Source organism: Tropicimonas aquimaris, assembly GCF_042676185.1.
Classification (GTDB): domain Bacteria; phylum Pseudomonadota; class Alphaproteobacteria; order Rhodobacterales; family Rhodobacteraceae; genus Tropicimonas; species Tropicimonas aquimaris.
Map to the genome: position 1 here is coordinate 1 of NZ_JBHTJT010000054.1, position 3882 is coordinate 3882.

The following is a 3882-nucleotide window of genomic DNA, read 5'->3' on the forward strand; positions in this document are numbered from 1 at the left end:
TGTTCGCCATTCTCTGTCCTCCGTTTCCTAAACATAACGGTGGACCAGTTCAGATGGGGCACTCCAGTGGCAAGAGCACGCTACTTCGGCTGATCTGCGGTTTAGACGAGGTGAGTGGCGGACAAATCCTGATTGATGGGCAGGACGTCACTGGAAAGGCTGCGGCTGAGCGGAATCTTGGAATGGTGTTCCAGAACTATGCGCTGTTTCCGCATATGACGATCGAAGAAAACATCTCTTATGGTCTGAAAATCCGCAAGGTTCCGGCGGCTGAAAAGAAAAAACAGCTTGAACGGGTGGCGGACCTGATGGCGCTTGGTTCTTTGCTGGATCGCAGGCCGGGCCAGCTCTCTGGCGGGCAACAGCAGCGGGTTGCTCTGGCGCGCGTTCTGGTTTCAGGTCGGCCGCTGGTGTTGATGGATGAACCCCTGTCCAACCTCGACGCGAAGTTGCGCGTCGAAATCCGCAGCGAGATCCGGTCGCTCAACAAGAAGCTGGGAATCACGATCGTCTATGTAACCCATGACCAGAGTGAAGCCCTGTCCATGTCCGATCGCGTAGTCCTGATGAACGCTGGAGAAGTCGCTCAAGTAGGCACGCCAAAAGAGCTCTACGAGCAGCCTGCCAACACGTTTTCGGCCACGTTCATCGGTACGCCGCCGACCAATATCCTGGATTCGTCCGAGGTCGGTTATCCTGCCAACCTGAGCATAGCCGACGGGCATGCCGTAGCCGATTGCAAATTCGGAATTCGTCCTGAAAACCTCGGGTTTCCGGCCGCGGACCAAGAGTTCCAGGTCAAGGCGCGCGTTCGGAGCGTGGAATACGAGGGAAAGGTCTTTCTGATCCACCTCGTGACAACTGCCGGAACATCGATGGTGTTGTCCTATTCGGGCGCTTCGGTGCCGCAGGAAGGCGAAGAAATCACGGTCGGTTGGGAACGAGAGCAGACGCATCTGTTCTCAAAGAAGAATGGCAAGGCAATCGCCATAACACGTTAAGAAATCGGGATCGGGAGGATCCCACCACTATAACAAGGAGGAGAAACAAAATGCCTTACAAATGTATTTCGGCAATGCCTTTGGTAATCGGAGCCCTTTTGGGGGTCAGCGCCACCAGTTTGCAAGCTGCTGATCTGGAATTCTATTTCCCGGTCGGTGTAAATGCGCCTGCGGTTGCCACAATCGAAGAGCTGACCAATGCATGGGCCGCTCAAAATCCCCAGCATACCGTCAAGGCGGTCTATGCAGGCAACTACGAAGAAACGACGACCAAGGCGTTGACCGCAGCACAAGCCGGCGATCCGCCACAAGTGGCCGTCCTTCTATCCATCGATCTGTTCACGCTGGTCGAAGAGGATGTCATTCTTCCGATCTCGGACATTGCTACCTCGGACGAGGACAAGGCGTGGATGGATGGTTTCTACCCGGCTTTCATGTCGGACGCGGTATTCGAGGGCAAGACATACAGCATTCCGTTCCAGCGCTCGACGCCGGTGCTGTATTACAACAAGGATGCCTTCCGCGCCGCTGGTCTTGATCCGGAATCGCCGCCCAAGACTTGGGATGAGATGATCGAGATGGGCAAGAAACTGGTCGTCAAGGATGCCAACGGCAATGTCACCCAGTGGGGCACCCGAATTCCGACCCTCGGACTTGGAGGGGCGTGGCTCTTTGGCGGACTTGTCGTCTCGAAGGGGGATGTGCTCTCCACCGAAACCGGCACCGAAGCGCGGTTCGATACACCCGCAACGAACGCGGCGCTGGAGTTCCTTGTGCAGTTGTCCGAAGAAGGTGTGATGCAATCGGGAGGCATCTCCTGGGGGGATACGCCGAAAGCCTTCCTCGAAGGTCAGACCGCTTCAATGTGGACCTCAACCGGCAACCTCGCGTTCGTAAATGAAAATGCGGAATTCGACTGGGGCACTGCCTTCCTTCCTGGTGGTGACGGTCCCGGCGCACCGCTTGGCGGCGGCAATTTCTACATTTTCAGCGACACGACCGACGAAGAGCGTGCAGCAGCTCTGGACTTCATCAAATTTATGACGGCCTCGGAGAACGCAGCAAAGTGGAGCATCGCCACGGGATATGTGGCACCGCGGCCAGACACTTGGGAAACCCCGGCGATGAAAGCCTATTCCGAAAATCTGCCTCAGGCACTCGTTGCGCTTGATCAGTTGCCCTACGCCTACCGCGAATTCGCAACATTCCAGCGTGCCAAGGTGACACAGTTTCTGGTGGACGCGATTGAAAGCGTTGTGACTGGCGGCAGCACGGCGGCCGAGGCATTGGCTAAGGCCCAGGAAGGCGCCGACAGCGTCCTCAGCGACTATAAGTAAGGCGTGCCTGGATCCTTGGCTCCTGACTGATGACCTGCGCGCGCTCAGTATTGCGCGCAGGCAACCGCCCGACAAAGGGGACTGAAACAACATGAACAAGCGTCTGCCTTTGGGCCTTGGCATTATCTTGCTGGTGTTACCGTGTTCACTGCTTGTGGCGTTTACCCATTATCCGGCGGTACGAGCGCTTTTGAACTCGCTTTGGAACAATGCCAGTTCACGCCGCCCATCGAAGTTTGTCGGACTTGAGAATTACGAAGCCTTAATTGCAGATGAAAAGCTGATGCAGGTTCTAACGAACAGCGGTTTATACGCTCTTGGAACCATTCCCCTTGCGATTTTTCTGTCGATCAGCATGGCGCTTTTGGTGAATTCGAAATTCCCGGCAACAGGCCTTATGCGGTTGTCTTTCTTTCTGCCGACGATGCTGCCACTGGTGGCCGTGGCAAATATCTGGCTGTTCTTCTATGCGCCAGGCATTGGCCTTGCTTCGCAATTGATGAACGCCGTCGGCCTTCCGACGATCAATTTTCTTGGCAGCACTGAAACATCGCTTGTGTCGATGATGGTGGTTGCCGTCTGGAAGGAAGCCGGGCTTTTTATGATCTTCTATCTCGCGGCCCTTCAGTCGGTGCCCGAGAGCCTCAAGGATGCCGCCCGGCTCGAAGGCGCGGGGCCAGTGCGGGTGTTTTTCGACGTGATCTTTCCGCTGCTGCGCCCGACGACAATCTTTGTGGCGGTGAACGCGCTGATCAATGCCTTCCGGCTGATCGACCACATCATCGTCATGACCAAGGGCGGTCCCGACAACTCCAGCGCATTGTTGCTGTTCTATATCTACGAGGTCACCTTCCGCCAGCGCGACTTTGCCTATGGCGCGACGCTTACCGTTCTGATGGTCGCCCTTCTCGGTGTCCTGGCGGCCTTCCAATTCTGGGTTCTGGACAGAAAGACGCATTACCAATGACCAAGGGTTTGAACAGGATACTGATGACCACGCTGGCCTTTGTTCTGGCAGGGATTTGGGGGCTTCCCTTTCTTTATTCGGTGTGGACCGCGTTCCACGAAGAGAAATATTCGGCCAATTTCAAGTGGAACGCGCCGATCACGTTCGAGAATTTCGTTCAGGCTTGGAATGCGGCACCTTTCGCTCTGTATTTCGCGAACACATTCATCCTGATCACAATCGTGATCGTAGCGAACTTCATTCTCTGCACGCTGGTCGCCTATGCTTTCGTGCGCTACAAGTTTCGCTGGGCTGGCTTTGCCTTTGCGCTGGTGATGGTGCAGCTTCTGATCTCGCCGGAGATCCTGATCGTCGAGAATTACCTGACCCTGTCTCGCATCGGGCTGACCGACACGATCATCGGGATCGCCCTGCCATATCTGAACTCTGCCTTTGGTATATTCCTTCTGCGTCAGACCTTCATGAGCGTTCCGAAGTCGTTGGACGAGGCGGCACAGCTTGAAGGTGCGGGTGGAGTGCCCCATCTGAACTGGTCCACCGTTATGTTTAGGAAACGGAGGACAGAGAATGGCGAACA

Annotated in this window: 4 protein-coding genes; all 4 read left to right on the forward strand. The window is 55.6% G+C overall.

Features of this window, described 5'->3' with window-relative positions:
- Window positions 1-1001: ABC transporter ATP-binding protein (locus ACFQ2S_RS22710; RefSeq protein ID WP_386078435.1), on the forward strand; the 1001-nt coding region annotated here is incomplete at its 5' end.
- A gap of 50 nt (window positions 1002-1051) precedes the next feature.
- On the forward strand, window positions 1052-2338 hold the full coding sequence (locus ACFQ2S_RS22715; protein ID WP_386078437.1) for an ABC transporter substrate-binding protein: 1287 nt from the start codon (window positions 1052-1054) through the stop codon (window positions 2336-2338).
- 91 nt (window positions 2339-2429) lie between these two features.
- Complete coding sequence (locus ACFQ2S_RS22720) at window positions 2430-3305, forward strand: carbohydrate ABC transporter permease (protein WP_386078440.1); 876 nt, start codon at window positions 2430-2432, stop codon at window positions 3303-3305.
- Window positions 3306-3328: 23 nt separating this feature from the next.
- The coding region (locus ACFQ2S_RS22725; RefSeq protein ID WP_386078442.1) for a carbohydrate ABC transporter permease at window positions 3329-3882 on the forward strand (554 nt) is incomplete at its 3' end.